This window comes from Halomonas alkalicola, assembly GCF_030704205.1.
Lineage (GTDB): Bacteria > Pseudomonadota > Gammaproteobacteria > Pseudomonadales > Halomonadaceae > Halomonas > Halomonas alkalicola.
In genome coordinates this window covers 3,507,763-3,526,055 of record NZ_CP131913.1, presented here as the reverse complement: position 1 = coordinate 3,526,055, position 18,293 = coordinate 3,507,763, and the positions used below count along the sequence as shown (strand labels likewise).

Here is an 18,293-nt window from a genome sequence, read left to right as displayed (position 1 = left end):
TGTGCCTCAGCTGGGCAGCAGGGCGCCCATGCGCAGCACCTCGCGCAGGGTGGTGACGCCCCGCTCGGCCTTGGTCAGGCCGTCCTGCAGCATCAGCGTCTCGCCGCGCTCCATCAGGGCGCGGCGCAGGCGCGTCTCGTCGGCGTGGCGCAGGATCAGGCCGTGGTCGGCGGCGGTGGGTTGCCACACCTCGAACACCCCCGTGCGACCGCGAAAGCCCAGGCCGTCACATCGGTCGCAGCCGCCGGGCAGCCAGGTCTCCTCGGGCAGCGCCACCCCCATGGCCTCGAGCCACTCGGCCTCGCGCTCGGGCAGCGCGCCGCGCTCACGGCAGTGCTCGCAGAGCCGGCGCACCAGGCGCTGGGCCACCACCAGCCCCAGGTTGGCGCTGATCTCGGCGTCACCGAGCCCCAGATGGCGAAGGGTCGAGACCACGCCGACCGCGTCGCGGCTGTGCAGGGTGCCCATCAGCGAGCGACCGCTGCCGGCCACGTTGAGGGCCGCCCGGGCCGAGTCGGGGTCGCGGATCTCGCCGATCAGCACGTAATCCGGATCGAGGCGCAGCAGCGAACGGGTCCCGGTGACGAAGTCGAGCCCGCTCGCCGCGTCCACCTGGATCTGGGATCTGGTTGATGCCCGGGATGCCGTACTCCACCGGGTCCTCCAGGGTCACCACGTGGCTCTCCTCCAGGCGCAGCTGGTTGAGCAGGGTGTAGAGGGTGGTGGTCTTGCCGGAGCCGGTGGGGCCGGCCACCAGCAGCATGCCGCCGGTGGCGTCCATCCAGCGGCGCATGCCCCGGGCACCCTGCTCGCCGATGCCCAGCGACAGGGTGTCGCGAAAGGTCTCCGGCGGGGCCAGGAAGCGGATCGCCATCTTCTCGCCCGCCACGCAGCTCACCGCGGTGACCCGCAGGAAGGTCTCCTCGTCCCCCTCCTCGCCCGGTGGCCAGCTGAAGCTACCCTCCGCGGCGGCCAGCGACGGCACCGGGTTGAGCCCCGCCAGCACCTTGAACTGGTTGATGAGGCGCGCCCCGGTGCCAGCCTCCAGGCGCAGCGCCTCGATCACGCGGCCATCGATGCGCAGGCGCAGGCGCAGGTACTCCTGATGGGGGTCCAGGTGGATATCGGTGGCCCGGGCGCGCAGGGCGTCCTCGAGCAGGGCGTGGGCCTCCAGCACCTCGTCGCCGGCGCCGGGAGGCGTCTCCAGCAGCGGACTCAGCCTCGGCAGCAGGCGGCGATTGGCGGGTCGGGTCGTCTCGTCGGCCATGGGCTCCTCGCATGTCGGGGCACCCCTGGCGGGTGCCGGCCCCCCTCAGCCTAGGCGGGAACCGGGGGAACTGCCTGCCGGACTGGCGCCCAGTCCCAGCCGGGCGGCATTGGCGACCACCGAAAGCGAACTGACCACCATGGCCAGCACCGCCACCTGGGGCGGGATCACCATCCAGGCGGCGAGCCCCAGGGCCAGGGCGTTGTAGAGCCCCGACAGTATGAGGTTCTGGCGCATCGCCCGCCGGGTGGCCCGGGCGATGGCGATGGCACAGGCCACCCCCTGGACGCCCTGGCCCAGCAGTTGGATCGCCGCGGCATCGCTCGCCGCGGCGCTGGCCTGCGCCGTGGCCACCCCCACCGCCGCCGCGGCCAGGGCCGGCGCATCGTTGATGCCGTCCCCCACATAGAGCACCGGGCCCGGCAGCGCGGCCACCAGGTGGCGCTTGGCCTCCGGCGAGCGGCCGCCATAGCAGGCCCCGGGCGCAAGCCCCAGCCGCCGGCCGAGGCGGCGCACCAGCGCCGGGCGATCACCGCTGATCAGCGCCAGGGTCAGGCCCCGGTGGCGCAGCGCCGCAAGGCTGGCCGCGGCGGTGGGTTCGGGGTCGTCCTCGAGCCAGAGGGTCCCCAGCCGCTGGCCGTTGCGGGCCAGCGCCACCTCGCTGGCCCAGGGTGGCACGGCCTCGCGCCTGGCCGGCGCCGCACCCCGCTCGGCCAGCCAGTCGGAGGCGCCGATACGCAGCCGCGCGCCATCGGCCTCGCGGGCCTCGCGTCCCCGCCCGGGATGCTCCTGCACCTCGGCCGGGGCCTGGCGCGGGTCGATCCCCGCCTCGGCGGCGGCGGTACGAATCGCGAGCCCCAGGGGGTGCTCGCTGCCCCACTCGGCGCGTGCCGCCAGGGCCAGCAGGTCATGCTCCGCCACGCCGGGGGCGGGACGCACCGCGGCCAGTCGAAGCGCCCCGCGGGTCAGGGTACCGGTCTTGTCGAAGGCCACGGCGCGAACCTGGCCGGCGAGCTCCAGGGCCGCCGGGTCGCGAAACACCACGCCGGCCTCCAGCGCCCTGGCCGTGCCGGCCAGGCTCGCCAGGGGCACCGCCAGGCCCACCGCACAGGGGCAGGCCACCACCAGCACCGAGAGGGCGCGCACCGCCGCCTCTTCCGGGTCTACCCCGGCCAACAGCAGGGCAGCCAGGGTCACCAGCGCCAGGGCCACGGCGGCGGGGCTGAGCCAGGCCGCGAAGCGCTCCGCCAGGCGGCGCAGCTCGCCCTTGCCCGCCTGCAGGGCCTGCACCTGGCGATAGAGCCCATCCAGGCGTCGCTCGCCCACTCCGGCGGTCACCCTCAAGGTGAAGGGGTCGCCCAGGTTGCGACAGCCCGCTGAGAGCCGCGCGCCCCGGGTCAGGGTGCGCGGGCGGCTCTCGCCGGTGAGCAGGGCGAGATCCAGCCGCGCCGCCGCATCGAGGAGCTCGCCATCCAGCCCCAGGGTCTCGCCGCTGGCCACGCGAAGGCGCTCGCCGGCCGCCACTTCCGCGACGGGCACCCGGGCTTCTCCGCCCGTCGGGTCCAGCCGGCAGGCTTGCGCCGGCAGCGGGGCCAGCCCCTCCAGGGCGCGCAGCCCACGATAGCGGGCCAGGGTCTCCACCCAGCGCCCCGCCAGCAGCAGCAGCACCAGCATCACGGCGGTATCGAAGTAGACCTCCGCGGAGCCGCGCCAGAGCAGCCAGAGGGAGACCCCCAGCGCCCCGATCACGCCCAGCGAGACCAGGGCATCCATGCCGGGGCGCCCCGCGCGCAGGGTGCGCCAGGCAGCGCGGTAGAAGGGCCAGGCGGCGAGCGTGACCACCGGCAGCGCGAAGGCGCCGGAGACCCAGGCCAGCACCCGCTCCAGGCGAGGCTCCGGCAGGGCGCCGGCGTAGATCAGGAGCGACGCCAGCATGGTCCACATGCCGAACACCGCGGCCGCCAGCAGCCGCCCCGCCAGAGCCCGGCTCTCGCTGTCCAGCCGCTGGCGGGCATCCGGCGCCGCCTCCAGGTCACGCAGCCGGTAGCCGAGCCGGCCCAGCGCCGCCGCGACTCGCTCGGGTGCCACCGCCGCCGGCGTGCCCTCCACCAGCAGGGTGGCAGAGAGGTAGTCGACCCCCACCCGGCTCACCCCGGGCAGTCGGGCCAGGCGGTGCTCGATGGCCAGGGCGCAGCTGGTACACCACATGCCCGTAACGGAGCAGAGCAGGCGGGCGTCACCCTTCGCGACGCCCTCGTCCAGGGCATTTCGGGCGTCTCGAGCGGCATCCAGGGAGTAAGCAGGCGCGGCCATGGCGGCTCCCTAGAGGCAGGGTGGCAGGGCCACGATGGGCAGGCCGACGAAGGCCACCCCGGCCGCCGAGAAGAGATGCAGCCCGGCCCCCGTCAGGGCGATGAAGCGCGCCCCGCCCACGCCGCCCCGGCCGGCCTTCATCCCCCGCCAGGCCAGCCAGGCGAGCAGCCCCAGGGTGGCCAGGGTAAGCAGGGCGAGCCCGCCGTTGATGGCGGTGAGCGCCCCCTGCCCCGGCCGCGGCGGCGCCAGCTCGCAGGCCACCGAGAGCCCGCCGTAGAGGGCCACGAACCAGAGGCTCCAGAGGGTCAGCCCCAGCAGCAGCTGGGCGGGGTGGCTCGGTGCCCACCAGCGACGCAGCACCGTCATGGGCCGGCTCCCGTCAGCCGCGGCAGCAGCGCCATGGCCGCCGCCAGGATCCAGTAGACGCCGAGCTGGTAGCGCCACAGCAGCGCCACCACCCCGGGTTCGAAGGGCAGCCGGGCCCCCACCAGGCCGAGACCTGCCCGCCAGGCCTGCAGCGCGGCGAGCAGGGCGGCGAGCCCGCCGTGGCCCAGCAGGTAGGCGAGCCCCACCAGCAGGGTGGCGTCGTGGGCCGTGGCGGTGGGCGCGAGGCCCGCGTTCATCAGCGCGACGAGGAGCAGGGCCACATGCAGCCCGCCCAGCGCCGCGATGCCCCCAAGCGCCAGCACCAGTCCCGCCTCGCGGCCGCGCTTCAGCGCCGCCACCCGCCGCTCCAGCCAGAGGGTGCCCAGGGTGAGGGCCGCCCCGGAGGCGAGCAGCAGCGGCAGCGAGAGCGGCGAGCGCGCCGGCATCTGCCACTCGGGCGAGACCGTCCAGAGGTAGAACCAGCCGAACAGCAGCGACAGGAAGAAGGCGCCGTCGGCGAGCAGCGCCACCCCCATGGTCCAGCGCCCGGGGCCGTCGGCGGTGCGCGAATGCAGCGGCGGGTCCTCGGGCTCGTCGGGCCCCAGGGGCACGGCCAGCCGATGGCCGCCGTTCTCCCAGGACCAGCGCAGCAGCAGCACCCCGGCGCCGGCCAGGCCCAGCAGCGACAGCGGATAGAGGCGCGTCAACAGGCTCACGCAGACCACCGCCAGGCAGAGCGCGGCATAGAGCGGCAGCAGGCTGTTGCCGGGCAGGTGGATCAGCTCGCGCACGCGGCCGGTGAGCGCCTCGCCGCCGAGCAGCTCGCGGCGGCCGTGGGCGGCGCCGGGGCGCACACCCTCGCCGCGGGCGATGGCGTCGCCCAGGGTCGGCGTCTCCCACAGCGGATGGCGGCTCTCCACCCGGGGCAGGCTCGCGAAGTTGTAGCTGGCCGGCGGCATCGCAAGGCTCCACTCCAGGGTGTCAGCGCCCCAGGGATTGCGCGGCGCACTGCGCCCGAAGCGGCCGTGGAGCACCAGGTCGAGGAGCACGGCGGCCACGCCCGCCGCCATCATGAAGCCGCCGATGGAGGAGATCAGGTTGTAGAGGTCCCAGCCCATGGCGCTGTCGTAGGTGTAGACGCGCCGCGGCATGCCGAGAAGCCCGGTCCAGTGCATGATCAGGAAGGTGAGGTTGAAGCCCAGGAAGGTGAGCCAGAAGCCCAGCCGCCCGAGGCGCTCCGAGGGCATGCGCCCGGTGACCAGCGGCAGCCAGTAGTAGGCCCCGGCCAGCAGCGGGAAGAACATGCCGCCCACCAGCACGTAGTGCATGTGTGCCACCACGAAGTGGGTATCGTGGACCTGCCAGTTGAAGGGCACCAGCGCCAGCATCACCCCGGTGAGCCCGCCGCAGACGAAGATCACCAGGAAACCCGTGATCCACAGCATCGGCAGGCTCATGCGCGGCCGCCCCAGCCAGAGCGTCGCCAGCCAGACGAACACCTGGATGGCGGTGGGCACCGCCACCAGCATGCTGGCCGCCGAGAAGAAGGCCTGGGCGAGCTGGGGAATGCCCACGGTGAACATGTGGTGCACCCAGAGTCCGAAGCTGATGAAACCGGTGATGACGATGGCCGCCACCACCCAGCCGTAGCCGACGATGGGGCGCCCGGCGAAGACCGGAATCAGGGTCGAGACGATGCCCGCCGCCGGCAGGAAGATGATGTAGACCTCGGGGTGGCCGAAGAGCCAGAAGAGGTGCTGCCAGAGGATCGGATCGCCGCCGCCGGCCACCGTGAAGAAGGGCATCCCCGCGGCGCGCTCCAGCTCCAGCAGCACGCTGCCGAGAATCAGCGGCGGGAAGCCCACCACGATCATCAGCGCCATGGCCAGGATGTACCAGGCGAAGAGCGGCATGCGGTGCAGCGCCATGCCCGGCGCCCGGGTGCGCAGGATCGACACCGTAAGCTCCACCCCGGCGGCCAGCGCCGAGATCTCCACGAAGGTGATGCCCAGAAGCCAGAAGTCCGACCCGGGCCCTGGGGCGAACTCGCTGCTGCTCAGCGGGGTGTACATGAACCAGCCGCTGTCCGGGGCCATCTCCAGCAGCAGGCTCGAGAAGAGGATGATGCCGCCGAACAGGTAGCACCAGTAGCCGAAGGCGGTGAGCCGCGGGCAGACCAGGTCGCGGGTGCCGATCATCTTGGGGATCAGGTAGATCGCCAGCCCCTCCAGCATGGGGATGGCGAACAGGAACATCATCACCGTGCCGTGCATGGTGGTGACCTGGGCGTAGATCTCCGGCGACATGAAGGCCTGGTCGGGCAGCGCCAGCTGGGTGCGCACCAGCATCGCCAGCACCCCGCCCAGCAGGAAGAAGACCAGGCCCGTGGCCATGAAGCGAAGCCCCAGGGTGCTGTGGTTGACCACGCTGAAGATGCCGCGCAAGCCGCGGGGATTGCCCCACACCGCCTCCATTTCGCGGTGCAGCCGCTCGGCCTCGGGGGTGGGTCGCATCGTCTCGCTCATGGCGCCAGGGCCTCCAGCCAGGCGCCCAGGGCCGCGAGGTCCTCGGGCGCGAGGTGATCGTGGGCGGGCATGCGATTGCCGGGCTTCAGGCGCTGGTGCTCGGCGAGCCAGAGGGCCACGGCCCCCTCCTCCATGGCCAGGGTGCCGGCGCCCAGGGTGGCGCGGGCGCCGAGGTCGGTCAGGTCGGGCCCGATGCCACCATCGGAGAGCCCCGCCACCCGATGGCAGCTGGCACACTGCTCGGCGAAGGTCTCCCGCGCCGGGGCATGGGCGTCTTCCCGCTCCAGCGACTCGGGCTCGGCGTCGCGACGCGCCGCCAGCCAGGCTTCGAACGCCTCCGGCGGCACCGCCTCCAGATGGAGCTGCATATGGGCGTGCTGCACCCCACAGTACTCGGCGCACTGGGCGCCGAACACCCCCGGGGCGTCGGCCTCGAGACGGATGCGGTTGGTGCGCCCGGGAATCATGTCGATCTTGCCGCCCAGGCGCGGCACCCAGAAGGCGTGGATGACATCGGCGCCGGTGACGTGGAAGTCCACCGGCTCGCCTGCGGGCATCACCAGGTGGTTGGCGGTGACCACCTCACCCGCCTCGTCCGGGTAGCGGATCTCCCACCACCACTGGTGGCCGGTGACCTCGATCACCCGAGGAGGCTCCCCGCCGGGCAGCGGCAGGGGCAGCAGCCGCTGCCCGGCGGGCACCCCGAAGGCCAGCAACACCAGGATGCTCACCCCGGGGAGCAGGATGCCGCCGCCCAGGATCCAGCGCAGCCCCAGCCGGCGCTCCGCCTCGGGGCTGCGCCGAGGCCGCTCCCGGGGCCGGAAGGCGGCCAGCCACAGCGCCACCACCGCCACGAACACCAGCCCGAAGCCTGCCAGCATGCCCCACCAGAGCCAGGCCACGTCCCGGGCCGCCGGCCCCGCCGGGTCGAGGATGGAGTGGCTGCCGCTGCAGCCGGCCACTCCCATGGCGAGCGCCATGCTGAGCACCCCGCCCGCCCCCCTGAACCGCGCCCGGCGCGGCGGGCCCGGGTTGACCCGCCGGCCGCCGCGGCCTTCACTGAGGGGGACGCCACCCATGACGCCATCGACAGGGACGCCGCCATGCCAACGCCCCCAAAGCGCTCCATCCGCAGCCGCGCGGCCGTCGCCGGCCACCCCCTGCACCCGGTGATGATCCACTTCCCGGTGGCCGCCCTGCTCGCCCTGGTGGCCAGCGACCTGGGCTTTCTGACCACCGGCGACCCCTTCTGGGCCCGCGCCTCGCTGTGGCTTGCCGGGGTGGGCGCCTTCGGTGGCTGGTTCGCCAGCCTCGCCGGCCTCATCGACCTGGTGACGGTGCGCGGCATTCGCCGCCTGGTGACCGCCTGGAGCCACGCCATGGTGGCGGTGGTGATGCTCTCGCTCGCCTCGCTCAACTGGCTGTGGCGCTTCGCGGGCGAGGCCCTGCTGCCCTGGGGGCTGGCACTGAGCCTGGCCACCGCCGCGCTGATCGCCCTGGCGGGCTTTCTCGGCGGGCAGCTGGTCTACGAGCATGCGGTGGGCGTGGACCTGGACGACTGACGGCAGCGGCATCCCCTTCCTCCCCTTCACAGCGCCGGCTTGGCCAGCACCAGGCCGACCACCGCCAGCATGGCGAGCCCCGCCACGCTGCCGGCCAAGAGCGACCCGGCGACGACCCCGCTGGGGCGCTCCTGCTCCAGGCGCAGCAGCAGCCAGCCGCACAGGCCGTGGGCCAGCACCATGACACAGACCGCCAGCAGCTTGAGCACCAGCCAGGGACCGGTGAGGCCGTGGAGCAGGAACAGCAGCGTGCCGGAGGCGATGGCGAGCAGCGCGACGGGGCTCGCCACGCCGTTGTAGAGCAGCCGCGGCAGCGGTGGCGCGCCGGGAGAGACGCCCTGAGCGACGCGCTCGGGGCGCGCCAGCTGGAATAGCAGCGCGGGCAGGTAGAGCAGCACGCCGCACCAGCTCACCAGGGCGGCGATATGCAGGAACTTGATCCAGGGCATGGGCATCCTTGCGGCGACGCCGACCCGCGGCCGGCAACACCCTCACCCTAGTCCAGCGTCGGCGAGGGGGCCAAGGCGGCCCTCAACGCCTCATCCCTCAGCCGTAGAGGCCCTGGCTTCTCAGGTAGTCGTCGTAGCTGCCGCGGAAGTCGGTGATGCCCTCCTCGCTCATGTCGAGGATGCGGGTGGCCAGGGAGGAAACGAACTCCCGGTCGTGGCTGACGAAGATCAGGGTGCCCGGGTAGTGCGCAAGCGCCAGGTTGAGCGCCTCGATGGACTCCATGTCCAGGTGGTTGGTGGGCTCGTCCATCAGCAGCACGTTGGGCCGGGTCAGGGTCAGCTTGCCGAACAGCATGCGCCCCTGCTCGCCGCCGGAGATCACCTTCACCGACTTGCCGATGTCGTCGCTGGAGAAGAGCATCCGCCCCAGCGCCCCGCGGATCACCTGCTCGCCGCCGTCGGTCCACTGCGCCATCCACTCGAACAGGGTGGCGTCGTTGGCAAAGTCGTCGGCATGGTCCTGGGCGAAGTGGCCGAGATCCGCGCTGTCGGTCCACTTCACGCTGCCGGAGAGCGGCGAAAGCTCACCGGCCAGGGTGCGCAGCAGGGTGGTCTTGCCGATGCCGTTGGGGCCGATGATGGCGATGCGCTCGCCGGCCTCCACGGTCATGCCGAAGCCCTCGAAGAGGGGCGCCTCGCCGGGGTAGCCCTGGGCGAGCCCCTCCACGTTGACCGCGTTGCGGTGGATCTTGCGCGCCTGCTCGAAGCGGATGAAGGGGCTGACCCGGCTCGAGGGCTTGATCTCCTCGAGCTTGATCTTGTCGATCTGGCGCGCCCGGGAGGTGGCCTGCTTGGCCTTGGAGGCGTTGGCCGAGAAGCGGCTGACGAAGGCCTGGAGGTCGGCGATCTGCGCCTTCTTCTTGGCGTTGTCGGCGTGCTGGCGCTCGCGGGCGGCGGTGGCCGCGGTCATGTAGTCGTCGTAGTTGCCCGGGAAGAGGCGGATCTCGCCGTAGTCAAGGTCCGCCATGTGGGTGCAGACGCTGTTGAGGAAGTGGCGGTCGTGGGAAATGATGATCATGGTGCTGTTGCGCGCCGTGAGCACCCCCTCCAGCCAGCGGATGGTGTTGATGTCCAGGTGGTTGGTGGGCTCGTCGAGCAGCAGCACGTCGGGATCGGAGAACAGCGCCTGGGCCAGCAGCACGCGCAGCTTCCAGCCCGGGGCCACCTCGCTCATGGGGCCTGCGTGCTGCTCGATGGGGATGCCGAGCCCCAGCAGCAGTTCACCGGCGCGGGCCTCGGCGGTGTAGCCGTCGAGCTCGGCGAAGCGCACCTCCAGGTCGGCCACCGCCATGCCGTCCTCCTCGCTCATCTCGGGCAGGGAGTAGATGCGCTCGCGCTCCGCCGCCACCTGCGAAAGCTCGGCGTTGCCCATGATCACGGTGTCGATGACCCGCTCGTTCTCGTAGGCGAACTGGTCCTGGCGCAGCTTGCCGAGCCGGGCACCGGACTCGACCATGACCTGGCCCGAGGAGGGCTCGAGGTCGCCGCCGAGGATCTTCATGAAGGTGGATTTGCCGCAGCCATTGGCGCCGATCAGGCCGTAGCGGTGGCCATTGCCGAACTTGATGGAGACGTTCTCGAACAGGGGCTTGGCCCCGAACTGCATGGTGATGTTGGCGGTGGAGATCAAGGAGAGGGTCCGGTCGGTGCATGGAAGGGGCGCGATTGTACCGGTTATGGCCGCCCTTCACACCGCCCGCTGAGTAGCAGGATCGTACCACTAGCTGGAGCGAGAGGCGCCGGGGACAGGTCGAAGAGGGGGTCCTATGCCAGGGATGGCATCGGTAGCGCCCAGGGAAGGGTTTACAGCGCCCCCTCGCCGGCCTGTCGCCGGAACAGCCTCGAGCGAATCTTCATAATCCGCGACGGCCCCGGCAGGTGAATCCGCCGGGGCCGCGTGTTACTTCGCCTAGGAGACCCTCAGTCCTGACGATCAACGTTGAAGATGCTCTGCAGCTTGTGCTTCTTGCCGTAGATATGGACCGTGGTGTCGTCGAAGGGGAAGCGGTCCAGGTAGGGGCTGTCCGAGTTGAAGCGCGGCTTGTGGGCGTTGATCATCGCCGCGGCCAGGCGCTCGCGGTTGGCGCTGCCGCACAGCCCCACCGCGTACCAGATCTCCTCGTCGGGCTGCGGGAAAGCGTGCCACTTGTCGCGATGGCCGTCATGCTGCAGGCCGTGGCGGGCGCTTCTGTGCTCACCCACGTAGAGCAGCTCCTGAACGTCCATCTCCTCGGTCTCGGGGTCCTTCGCCGCCCGGAACACGCAGTAGATGCCGGATTCGTCCGGGGCCTCCCGCAGGGTCGCCTCGGTCCAGTAGCCCAGCATCTTGGGGGAAAGCAGTTGTTCGCTCATGGTGGCCTCCTCAGTAGTCCTCGAGCCGCTGGATATCCCGGGCGATGCGCCGCACCTCGGCCTCGTGGCCGGCCGCCAGGGCCTCGAAGAAGGCCTTCTCGTCGCTGCCGCCGGCCCAGTCGACCAGCTCCTTCACCTGATGAAATCGCATGGCGCATCCTCCTCGTTGTTGTCGTCGCGGCCGCTGTGCCGGCCTGCTCCTGTCTTCATCCTAGCCAAGGGCGGAGCGGCGGAGCGGCATGCTTGACGTGTATCAACGTAAGGCGATGAAGGGCACCGATGGCAGAGCTAGCGCAGCAGCGTGGCGTCCACGGGCACGAAGTCGCTGGCGGCGCGCACCAGGGAATCGGCGGTGAGGCGCGCCACCCCAACGACGGTCACCCGAATGCCGAACCGCTGGCGCAGCCGGTCTACCAGGAGGTCGAAGTCGCCGTCCCCGGAGACCAGCACCAGGTGGTCGACACGCGGCCCCGCCTCCATGGCGTCCAGGGCGATGCCCACGTCCCAGTCGCCCTTGGCGGAGCCGTCGCTGCGCTGGATGAAGGGCTTGAGCTTCACGTCGAAGCCGATGGTGCGCAGGATGGCCTGGAACTGGCGCTGGCGGGGATCGCCGCGCTCCACCGCATAGGCGTTGGCCACCACCACCTCCCGGCCCGCTGCGAAGCGTGCCCAGAAGGCGTGGTAGTCGAAGTGCCGCCCGAAGGCCTCGCGGGTGGTGTAGTAGACGTTCTGCACATCGACGAAGAGGGCGACACGCTCCATGGGGCTGGCCTCGATGGGGAAAGAGACCCTCAGCCTGACACAGTCGACGCCTCGCCGTCGCGGCGGCGCTCGAAGGGCACCCGCATCAGCAGCGAATAGAGCACCGGCACCACGCAGAGCGCGATCAGCGCCGCAGCCAGCAGGCCGAAGATGATGGTGATCGCCATGGGCGCCCAGAGCAGGCCCCCACCCAGCCACAGCGGCAGCAGGCCGCCGCTGGTGGTCAGGGTCGACATCAGCACCGGGCGCAGTCGCCGCCGCCCCGCCTCGAGGATCGCCTCCTGGGGCGAGAGCTTGCCGCGCTCGAGGTCGATGCGATCGATCAGCACGATGGCGTTGTTGATGACGATGCCGGCCAGCGACACCACCCCAAGGAAGGTCATGATCCCGAAGTGGGAGCCGGTGATGGTCAGGCCGAAGATCACCCCGATCAGCGACATCGGGATGGTGGCCAGGATGATCAGCGGCCGGCGCAGGGGGTTGAACTGCACCACCAGCAGCAGCAGGATCGCCATGGCGCCGATGGGCAGCTTCTCGGCGATGGAGTCGGTGGCGATGCGCGACGACTCCACCTCGCCGCCGAACTCGTAGAAGACCCCGCTCGGCCACTCGGCCTGGCGCTCCTCGAGCCAGGGGCGCAGCTCGGCCGCCACCCCGGCGGCGGTGACCCCGGGGGCCAGCTCCGCCTCCACCGAGATGGTGCGGAAACGGTCCCGGCGCAGGATGCGCGCCGGTCCCCAGTCGAGCTCGACCTCGGCAACCTGGGCCAGGGGCACCCCTACCCCGCCGCCGACGGGCAGCACGGTAACGCCCTCCAGGTCGTCCGGGGTGCGCGCTTCGCCGCGCTCGTTGCGCAGCTGGATCGGCACCAGGGTGTCGCCGTCGCGAAAGGTGCCGACGGTCATCCCTGAGAGCGCCGTCTGCAGGCTCAGCGCCACGTCGCGCTCGGTGACGCCGGCGCGCAGCGCCCGGGCGGGATCGACCTCGACGCGCAGCCGCTTGATCCACTCGCCCCAGTCATCGCGCACGTTGCGCGTACCCGACGCCTCGGCCACCCGCCGGCGCACCTCCTCGGCGATACGCCTGAGGGTCGCCTCGTCGTCGCCGGAGATCCGCACCGAAAGCGGCACCGTCACCGGCGGACCGAAGCTGGTGGCGGCCACGGTGGCCTGCAGATCGGGGAAGCGCTGCGCGAGCCAGCCATCGAGGCGCTCGATCACCCCGTCCACCGCCTGCCAGCGATTGGTCTGCAGCAGCAGGAAGGCGTACTCGGGGCTCGGCGGCTCCGGGGCGTGATTGATGATGTAGCGCTCGCCGCCGAAGCCGATGAAGCTGCCCCAGCGCTCCACCCCGTCACGTATCCACTCGCCCGCCTCGTCGCGCTCGGCGGCGAGTTCCTCGGCCAGGAAGGCCTCGATCTCCTCCACCACCGCCCGGGTGCGCTCGATCGGCGCCGAGAAGGGCAGGCGCAGCTCGGCGGTGACGATGGTGCGCTCCGCCTGGGGAAAGAAGATCTTGGGCAGCGGCCCGAAGCCGAGCCAGGCCAGCCCCAGCAGGCCGGCCACCGCGGCCAGGGTCAGGGCGCGGTGGTGCAGCAGGGCCAGCAGCAGCCGACGGTAGCCGGCATAGACCCGCTCGGCGATGCGCGCCGAGAGCGGCGGTCGCGCCCGGCCCGCCGGATCGCTCTCCTCGTCGCGCGCCTCTCCCCCCGCCTGCCCCCCGGGCGAGGCGTCACCGTCCTTCGGCCTGACCTTGATAAAGGCCACGCAGAGCAGCGGGATCATGGTCAGCGACAGCAGCCAGGAGGAGAGCAGCGTGATGGTGACCACCTGGAACAGCGAGCGGGTGTACTCCCCGACGTCGGAGACCGCCAGGAACTGGGGCAGGAAGGCCGCCGCCGTGGTCAGCGAGGCGGTGAGCAGCGGGAAACGCAGCTGCCGGGCGGAGTCCAGCGCCGCCTGGCGCACGCTCTTGCCCTCCCGGGCCGAGACCTGGATCGACTCCACCATGACGATGGCGTTATCCACCAGCATGCCCAGCGCGATGATCAGCGCCCCGAGCGAGACCTGGTCGAGGCCGATGTCGAAGAGCCCCATGAAGGCGAGGCAGGCCAGTATCGCCGAGGGCACCAGGCTCGCCACGATCAGCCCGGTGCGCAGCCCCAGGAAGAGCAGCATCACCACGCAGACCAGCGCCACCGCCTGCAGCAGGTTGATCAGAAACTCGTTGATGCGCTCCTCGACCCGGTCGGGCTGGTTGGCCAGCACCTCGAACTCGAGGCCCACCGGCAGGTCGCGCTCGAGGCGCTCGATGGCGCCCTGGACCTGCTCGCCCAGGTCGAGGATATTGCCCCCCTCGCGCATGGCGATGGCAATCGCCAGCCCCTGCACGCCGCCGGCGTGATAGCGGCTCATGGGCGGATCGGCGTAACCGTGGCGCACCTCCATCAGCGAGCCCAGAGGCACCAGGGTGCCGTCGGGCAGCGGCAGCAGCGCCCGGCGGATGTCGTCGATATGGGTGAAGTTGCCGGTGGGTTCGAGGATCAGCCGCTCGTCGCCGCTGCGGATCGCCCCGCCGGGCAGCACGATGTTGCGCGCGGCCAAGAGCTGGGCGAGCCCCTGGGGGGAGACGCCGAGCTCGGCCAGGCGCGACTCGCTGTACTCCAGGAAGATGCGCTCCTCGGCGTAGCCGTGGATGTTCACCTTGGCCACGTCATCGAGCATCAGCAGGCGGTCGCGGACGTCGTCGGCGACCTCCTTGAGCTCCGCCTGTTCGTACCCCTCGCCGGTGAGCGAGAGCATGATGCCGAAGACGTCGCCGAACTCGTCGTTGATGATGGGCGCGTGGGCCTCGTCGGGCAGCCTGCCCCGGGCGTCGCCCACCTTGCGGCGCAGCTTGTCCCAGCCGGCCTGGACGTCCCTCACGTCGGGACGCAGCTCCACCCGGATGATGGAGACCCCGGCCCGGGAGGTGCTCTCGACGAAGTCGAGCTCCGGCATCTCCATGATGGCGGTCTCCAGCGGGTCGGTGACCAGCTGCTCGACCCGTTCCGGGGTGGCCCCGGGCAGGTAGGTGACCACCTGAGCCACTCGCACCGTCACCGCCGGATCCTCTGCCCGGGAGATGGAGAGATAGCTGATCACCGCCCCCAGCAGCACCACCAGGAGCCCGGCGATGGTCACCCGGTTGTAGCGCAGCGCCGCCTCGGTCAGGGTCACGGCGAGGCCTCCGCGGCGGTGCTGCGCTCTTCGAGCAGGCGCACCCGCATGCCGTCATGGAGCCGGCTCATTCCCGCCACGATCAGGTGCTGGCCCGGCTCGAGCCCCGCCAGCACCTCGAGGCGCTCGCCGTGGCGACCGCCCAGGGTCACGGTGTGGCGCACCACCGTCGCCTCGCGGTCCCCGGTGGCATCGCTGGCATCGCGGCTCCCGCTCTCCTCTTCCCTGTCACCCCCAGGCTCGGCCACGTAGACAAAGTGGCCGTCGATATCCTGCTGCACCGCCACCATGGGCACCCAGATGCCGCTGCCGGGGCCGCCCAGGGGCAGCGTCAGCTCCGCCGCCATGCCGGGCTGGAGCCGCGCGCGCTCGTCCTCCGCCAGGCCCGGGAGGGCCACCCGCAGCGGCCAGGTGGCCTGGCGCGGGTCCACCGGCAGGCCGATCTCGGCCACCTCGCCGGCCAGGGTGAGGTCGGCGAGCGGCAGGCGCACCCGCAGCGGCGCCCCGATGACCAGCTCGCCGAGCAGGTCCTCCGAGAGGGCCGCGCGCACCTCCAGATCGTCGCCGCAGGCGAGCACCAGCACCGGCTGACCGGCACCGACGTTCTCGCCGGCCTCCGCCAGGCGGCTCGCCACCCGGCAGGCGTCGGGCGCTGCGAGGCGCGTGAAGCCGAGCTGTCGCTCGGCCAGGGCCAGGGCGTCCCGGGCACTGTCGCGCTGGGCCCGGGCGGCGTCGCGCTGGGCGCGGGCGGCGTCGAGGTCCCGGGCCGGGGCGCTGCCCGCCTCGTAGAGGCGCCGGGCGCGCTGCCACTCGGCCTCGGCGTTGGCCGCCGCCGCCTCGGCACCGGCCAGGGCCGAGCGGGCGCGGTCGCGCTGCAGGCGCAGGTCGTCGGCCTCGAGCCGGGCCAGGGGCTGGCCGGCCGTCACCCGCTCCCCCACCGCTACCTCCAGGGCCTCGAGCTGGCCCGCCACCCGGAAGCTCATCCGGCGGTTGGCGGCCGCCTCCAGGCGCGCCGGCAGCTCACGCTCGCCGGTCGCACCGTCGGCCTCGAGGACCAGGGTGCGCACCGGGCGCAGCGGCGCCTCCTCCACCGGCTCCTCGGCGCAGCCGGCCAGCAGCACCAGTCCCGCCAGCAGGATTCCCCGCATGATCATGGTCCTTCTCCTGTCGTGTGCCCTTCCCCCAGCGCGCCGCCGGCGCCCGCCAGCAGCCGCTCGCGAGCCTCGGCCGCCATGGGGCCCGGGGTGATCCCCAGGGCGCGCTGCAGGTGCACCAGCGCCTGCAGCGCCTGCCAGCGCCCCTCGGCGGCGGCGAGGCCCGCCTGGCGTGCGCTGGTACGGGCATCGAGCAGCGCCACCTGGGAGAGCGCCCCTTCGCGCCAGGCCTCCTCGGCCAGGGCCAGGGCCTCCTCGGCGTGCTCGCGTGCCTCGTCGCGCAGGGCGATGCGCCGCCAGGCGGCGGCGAGCTCGACGCTGGCGGCGCGCAGCCGGGCCTCGAGTCCCAGGCGCGCCTCGGCGTCCTCGAGGGCCACCTGCTCCAGGCGCGCCGCACTGCGGTCACGCTCGATGCTGCGCCGCCCGCCGGCGTAGAGCGGCAGCCGCGCCGAGACCCCGACGCTCCACTGGTCGCGACCGGTCTCGGGCAGCCCCACGCCCGCCCCCTCGAGGGCCCCGACGCCGGCCTGCACGACCGGGTTCGACGACTCCCAGGGGGCCCGCTCGCCCTCACCGGCCCGGGAGAGTTCGCTGGTATAGCGCGCCTCGAGACCCACCTCGGGCAGCCAGAAGGCCCGGCGGCGCGAGGTCAGCTCGCGGCGTGCCGCCTGGCGCAGCTCGCCGATCGCCTCGAGCTCGGCAGAGTCGCGCAGGGCCGCGGTCACCAGCCGCCCCTGCCAGTCGGCGAGGCTCGCCGGAGAATCGAGGACCGCCAGGAACTGGTCATCACCGCCCAGCCATTCGGGGCCATCCAGCTCCGGTTCGACCGGCGCGAGTGGGGCGGCCGGGGCCCGACCCAGCCGGCGATTGAGGGCGATCGCCAGCCGCTCGCGGTCCGCCACCGCCTGTTCCAGGCGCTCCCGGGCCTGGGTGAGCTCCGCCTCGAAGCGGGCCACCTCGCCGCGCCCCACGGCGCCGGCGGTCTCGCCGCGCACCGCCTGGTCACGCTGGGCACGGGCCAGCCCCAGGTCGGCCTCGAGCACCTCGCGGCTGGCGTCGAGGCGCAGCAGGTCGAGAAACTCCCGTGATACCGCCAACGCCAGGTCGAGGCTCTCCACCTCGAGCTCGGCGCGCCGGGCGCGGTCGAGGCTGCCGGCGACGGCGATGGCGGCCAGGGCCGGTTCGGAGAAGAGCAGCTGCTCCAGCACCGCTCCGCCGCTGACCAGGCGCTCCGGCTCCTGGCCCAGGGCGGCTCGGGCGCGGGTCTCGTCGATCATCCGCCCGGTGGCCTCCAGGTAGAGGCTGGGACGGTAGCGGGAAGCGGCCAGGTCACGGTCGAAGGCCTCCACCTCGACGCCCTGACGGGCAGCGGCCAGGGCCGGGCTCGCGGAAAGTGCCAGAGCCACCGCCTGGGAAAGTGCCAGGGGCGCTGCCTCCGGGGCGGCGGCCTCGCCCACCAGGCGCGCCTCGCCTAGCAGCGCAAAGCTCGGCGACCAGTCGAGCCGGGCGGCGGTCTCGAGGTTGAGCCAGGAGCGGCCCAGGCCGGGACGGGCGTCCAGGGGTTCGGGGGGACGGCCGGCGGCGACGTCATCCAGGCGCAGCGCCAGCCGGCGGCGCCAGGCGTCAGGATCCAGGGCGCCGGGGGAGGAGAGCAGCGCACCGCGCTCGACCTGACGGGCATCGGTCAGCGCCACGCTCGGCACCCCCGCCTCGGCCAGCCGGTCGAAGAGCCGGTGCTGGGCGTCTCCGTCGAGGCCGGGCAGCGCCAGCACCAGGGCGCCATCGGCGCCCTGCAGGTCGGCCGCGGAGGGATAGCGTGAGGGAGCCACGGCCAGAGGCACCAGCGCGATGCCCCGGAGGCGAGCCTGGCCGGCCAGGGCCTCGCCGGCAGCCTCCAGCGCCTCGGCAGGGCCAAGCAGCAGCACCCGGTAGGCGCCATCCAGGGGCTCGAGGGCCAGGAGGTCCGTGGTGGTGAGAAACTCGGGGGATTCCAGGACGTCCAGCCCCGGCAGGCGGACGCCGGTGCCGGGCGCCGCCGCGGCCAGTTCGGGCGTGCGCCGCCCGGCGGAGAGGCGTTCGAGCTCCTGACGCAGCGCGGGCAGGTCGCCCTCGCCGCCGGGCAGCAGCCGGAGGTCGAGGGTCAGGTCGGCCGCCGCCGCGGGGGCCATCGCCAGCGGCAGGGCCAGCAGCGGTGCGGCGAGGTACCGGAGAATGAACAGACGCGTCCTTGCGATGGCGTTCATGGGGCTTGGCCGGTAGGTGGGC

14 protein-coding genes and 1 pseudogene are annotated in these 18,293 nt (G+C 72.6%); 1 reads left to right on the top strand and 14 read right to left on the bottom strand.

Annotation, left to right across the window (positions count from 1 at the left end; genetic code table 11):
• Positions 1–6: 6 nt before the first annotated feature.
• The 6 genes and pseudogenes from B6N23_RS16580 to coxB all read right to left on the bottom strand — a co-directional run bounded on the left by B6N23_RS16580 (position 7) and on the right by coxB (position 7,451).
• On the bottom strand, positions 7–612 hold the full coding sequence (locus tag B6N23_RS16580; protein ID WP_305500840.1) for a GspE/PulE family protein: 606 nt from the start codon (positions 610–612) through the stop codon (positions 7–9).
• Between the two features lie 82 nt (positions 613–694).
• Positions 695–1,267 (bottom strand): annotated as a pseudogene (locus B6N23_RS16575) (ATPase, T2SS/T4P/T4SS family); the annotation flags it as partial.
• A 45-nt stretch (positions 1,268–1,312) separates the two neighbouring features.
• Positions 1,313–3,580: a heavy metal translocating P-type ATPase gene (locus tag B6N23_RS16570; protein WP_305500838.1), complete on the bottom strand. Its 2,268-nt coding sequence runs from the start codon at positions 3,578–3,580 to the stop codon at positions 1,313–1,315.
• Between the two features lie 9 nt (positions 3,581–3,589).
• On the bottom strand, positions 3,590–3,946 hold the full coding sequence (locus B6N23_RS16565; RefSeq protein ID WP_305500836.1) for a hypothetical protein: 357 nt from the start codon (positions 3,944–3,946) through the stop codon (positions 3,590–3,592).
• Positions 3,943–6,471, bottom strand: a complete 2,529-nt coding sequence (gene ctaD, locus B6N23_RS16560) for a cytochrome c oxidase subunit I (RefSeq protein WP_305500834.1) — start codon at positions 6,469–6,471, stop codon at positions 3,943–3,945. Before ctaD ends, B6N23_RS16565 begins: the two co-directional genes overlap by 4 nt.
• On the bottom strand, positions 6,468–7,451 hold the full coding sequence (coxB, locus tag B6N23_RS16555; protein WP_305500831.1) for a cytochrome c oxidase subunit II: 984 nt from the start codon (positions 7,449–7,451) through the stop codon (positions 6,468–6,470). The genes ctaD and coxB overlap by 4 nt, the downstream gene beginning before the upstream one ends.
• Positions 7,452–7,574: 123 nt before the next feature.
• Between coxB and B6N23_RS16550 the strand changes: the two genes are divergently transcribed.
• Entirely contained in the window at positions 7,575–8,033 is a 459-nt protein-coding gene (locus tag B6N23_RS16550; RefSeq protein ID WP_305500829.1) for a DUF2231 domain-containing protein, read from the top strand.
• A 26-nt stretch (positions 8,034–8,059) separates the two neighbouring features.
• Here B6N23_RS16550 and B6N23_RS16545 read toward each other — a convergent pair whose 3' ends face one another.
• From B6N23_RS16545 to B6N23_RS16510, 8 genes are all read right to left on the bottom strand, one after another.
• On the bottom strand, positions 8,060–8,482 hold the full coding sequence (locus B6N23_RS16545; RefSeq protein WP_305500828.1) for a CopD family protein: 423 nt from the start codon (positions 8,480–8,482) through the stop codon (positions 8,060–8,062).
• Positions 8,483–8,579: 97 nt separating this feature from the next.
• Complete coding sequence (locus B6N23_RS16540; RefSeq protein ID WP_305500826.1) at positions 8,580–10,172, bottom strand: ABC-F family ATPase; 1,593 nt, start codon at positions 10,170–10,172, stop codon at positions 8,580–8,582.
• A gap of 290 nt (positions 10,173–10,462) precedes the next feature.
• Positions 10,463–10,894, bottom strand: a complete 432-nt coding sequence (locus B6N23_RS16535; protein WP_119020411.1) for a hypothetical protein — start codon at positions 10,892–10,894, stop codon at positions 10,463–10,465.
• Between the two features lie 10 nt (positions 10,895–10,904).
• Positions 10,905–11,045, bottom strand: coding sequence for a hypothetical protein (locus B6N23_RS16530; protein WP_181395641.1), 141 nt, complete (start codon positions 11,043–11,045; stop codon positions 10,905–10,907).
• 137 nt (positions 11,046–11,182) lie between these two features.
• A complete protein-coding gene (locus B6N23_RS16525) occupies positions 11,183–11,656 on the bottom strand; it encodes an NYN domain-containing protein (RefSeq protein WP_302138850.1) in 474 nt (157 codons plus the stop codon).
• 29 nt (positions 11,657–11,685) lie between these two features.
• Positions 11,686–14,874 carry an efflux RND transporter permease subunit gene (locus B6N23_RS16520; protein ID WP_305500822.1) on the bottom strand — a complete coding sequence of 1,063 codons (3,189 nt, stop codon included), beginning with the start codon at positions 14,872–14,874 and terminating at the stop codon, positions 11,686–11,688.
• Complete coding sequence (locus B6N23_RS16515; RefSeq protein WP_305500820.1) at positions 14,871–16,028, bottom strand: efflux RND transporter periplasmic adaptor subunit; 1,158 nt, start codon at positions 16,026–16,028, stop codon at positions 14,871–14,873. Before B6N23_RS16515 ends, B6N23_RS16520 begins: the two co-directional genes overlap by 4 nt.
• A complete protein-coding gene (locus B6N23_RS16510) occupies positions 16,025–18,271 on the bottom strand; it encodes a TolC family protein (protein ID WP_305500818.1) in 2,247 nt (748 codons plus the stop codon). The genes B6N23_RS16515 and B6N23_RS16510 overlap by 4 nt, the downstream gene beginning before the upstream one ends.
• Between the last annotated feature and the right edge of the window lie 22 nt (positions 18,272–18,293).

Coding starts and splice junctions, on each gene's coding strand:
- B6N23_RS16550 (WP_305500829.1), top strand. CDS start 7,575: ATGCCAACGCCCCCAAAGCGCTCCATCCGCAGCCGCGCGGCCGTCGCC.
- B6N23_RS16515 (WP_305500820.1), bottom strand. CDS start 16,028: ATGATCATGCGGGGAATCCTGCTGGCGGGACTGGTGCTGCTGGCCGGC.
- B6N23_RS16510 (WP_305500818.1), bottom strand. CDS start 18,271: ATGAACGCCATCGCAAGGACGCGTCTGTTCATTCTCCGGTACCTCGCC.
- B6N23_RS16570 (WP_305500838.1), bottom strand. CDS start 3,580: ATGGCCGCGCCTGCTTACTCCCTGGATGCCGCTCGAGACGCCCGAAAT.
- ctaD (WP_305500834.1), bottom strand. CDS start 6,471: ATGAGCGAGACGATGCGACCCACCCCCGAGGCCGAGCGGCTGCACCGC.
- B6N23_RS16565 (WP_305500836.1), bottom strand. CDS start 3,946: ATGACGGTGCTGCGTCGCTGGTGGGCACCGAGCCACCCCGCCCAGCTG.
- B6N23_RS16530 (WP_181395641.1), bottom strand. CDS start 11,045: ATGCGATTTCATCAGGTGAAGGAGCTGGTCGACTGGGCCGGCGGCAGC.
- B6N23_RS16545 (WP_305500828.1), bottom strand. CDS start 8,482: ATGCCCTGGATCAAGTTCCTGCATATCGCCGCCCTGGTGAGCTGGTGC.
- B6N23_RS16535 (WP_119020411.1), bottom strand. CDS start 10,894: ATGAGCGAACAACTGCTTTCCCCCAAGATGCTGGGCTACTGGACCGAG.
- coxB (WP_305500831.1), bottom strand. CDS start 7,451: ATGGCGCTCGCCATGGGAGTGGCCGGCTGCAGCGGCAGCCACTCCATC.
- B6N23_RS16525 (WP_302138850.1), bottom strand. CDS start 11,656: ATGGAGCGTGTCGCCCTCTTCGTCGATGTGCAGAACGTCTACTACACC.